The 2114-nt window shown below is 68.4% G+C and carries 2 protein-coding genes; both read left to right on the forward strand.

Annotation, left to right across the window (positions count from 1 at the left end):
• A partial coding sequence (locus AC1DHD_RS15885; protein ID WP_476880636.1) for a PH domain-containing protein occupies positions 1-522 on the forward strand: 522 nt, incomplete at its 5' end.
• Between the two features lie 265 nt (positions 523-787).
• Entirely contained in the window at positions 788-1831 is a 1044-nt protein-coding gene (locus AC1DHD_RS15890; protein ID WP_476880637.1) for an adenylate/guanylate cyclase domain-containing protein, read from the forward strand.
• The last annotated feature ends 283 nt before the right edge of the window (positions 1832-2114 follow it).

Here is a 2114-nt window from a genome sequence, read left to right on the forward strand (position 1 = left end):
GCCCTGGTCCTGATCGTCGTCTCAGCCCTCACGGCCTTCGCCTGCGCCTGGATTGTGAAGGGCGGCCCGGTCCGGCTGATCCCGCTGGCCACCCCGGGCTGGACGCCGTGGCTGATCGGCCTCTGCCTGGCGCTGGCCGCCTGGGTGCTGCTGGCGTACTGCCTCCCGAGGACCGTGTCCTGGCATGCCAGCCGCTACACCCTGACCAGCCGGCGCCTGATTGCCCGTTACGGGATGCTGCGGCGCCGCGACCAGCAGATTCCGCTGGCCGCCGTGCGTAATGTGTTCATCGAACAGACCCTGCTCCAACGGACCCTGCGCTCGGGGAATATATCCTTGGATACCGGGTACCCCGCCAACACGGTGATTCCGGACGTCCCGGAGGTCATGACGTTCCGGAGCTTCATCCTCGACGCACTTGATGAACTTCCGGAGGGTGAAGTGTTTGACGCCCGCGACACGGTGCGCGGTCCCGACGATTGGCCCCTGGACATGAGAGAAGGTGGAAGAGATGAACGCTGAGCACGTGCACCCTGACACCGGACTCCTGGCCGCCGATCCCTCGGATGTCCCCGACGTGGTGCTCGACGCAGCCTCCCTCGAGGCCGCCGTCCTCGATTCCGTTGCGGCCTCCGACGCCGTTGACCCGGCGGACGCCGTTGATCCGGCGGACGCCGGGCCCGACGCCGAGCTGGACACCGACACCGACGCCGATCCGGGCACAGCCGCCGCCGATTCGGACGCCGACGCCGGCGCGGAGCCGCCGGTTGCCCCGCCCACCAGCACCATGTCCGCCGAACGGCTCGCCGCCAAAGCACTGGAGCAGCGCCTCCTCGGCGGCGAACGCAAGCTGCGCCGCCGCGAAATTGCCGCCGGGGCAGGGCTCTCGCTCCTTTCCGCCCGGAAACTCTGGCGCGCCCTCGGATTCCCCAATCTTGGCGATGAKGACGTCGCGTTCACCGAACGGGACCAGACGGCGCTGAACACGATTGTGGACCTGGTCCGCACCGGCAAACTCACCGAGGAAGCCGCTATCTCCGTGACCCGCGCCATCGGCCAGATGACGGACCGGATGGTGGTCTGGCAGATCGAGGCGCTGGTGGAGGACATGGTCCACCAGCAGGGGGTGACGGACGCCGTCGCCCGCAAACGGCTGGTCAGCGAACTGCCATCACTGGTGGACGCGCTGGAAGAAATGCTGGTCTACTCCTGGCGCCGCCAGCTCAACGCCGGAGTCCAGCGGCTGGCCGTGCGCGCCGAAGCCGGTCTTGCCTCCAGCGAGGAAGGCCGGGAAGGGGACGAGGACGACGCGCCGCTGCCCCTGGCCCGCGCCGTCGGTTTCGCGGACCTGGTCTCCTACACCAGCCTGTCCCGCCGCATGAACGAGAAAACCCTCGCCCAGCTGGTGCAGCGCTTCGAAAACAAGTGCGCCGAGATCATCTCCGTCGGCGGCGGCCGGCTGGTCAAGACCGTGGGCGATGAAGTCCTCTACATCGCCGAAACCCCGGCCGCCGGCGCCGAGATCTCCCTGGCCCTCGCCCAGGCCTTCAACGAGGACGAGATCCTGCCCCAGGCCCGCGTTGCCATGGTGTGGGGCCGGATCCTCTCCCGGCTGGGCGATATCTACGGGCCCACCGTCAATCTCGCCGCCCGGCTCACCGCGCTGGCCGATCCCGGGACCGTGCTGGTGGACTCCATGACCGCGGCCGCCCTCGAACGCGACGAACGCTTTGTGCTGCTGCCGCGGGACGCGGAAAACGTCCGGGGATTCGGCGAAATCCACCCGGTCGAGCTGCAGCGCGGCAGCGGAAGGGGCCTGGTCCTGGACTAGGCGCCCACGGGACACGCGCCCGGGCTTCCGTAACCCCGCGCCGGGGGTTTCTCTATTCGATGGTCAATATGTCATAGTCGTGGTTATCCGGCCACGCCAAGGCACTTCACCGCGCCCGCCGGGCGTGACTCTGGGGGACAGCAGCACATGAAGAACATCCTCGATACCGTGCGGGCACTAACACGCCCCGGTTTCCGTGCTGCCCCGCCCGTCTCCGCTGCCCGGCCCTCTGCTGCCCGTTCACGTGCGGGTTGTTGTCGTGTGGTGGTGGGGTCTTTTGTGG

Source organism: Arthrobacter sp. 05L45_2 (genome assembly GCF_056397525.1).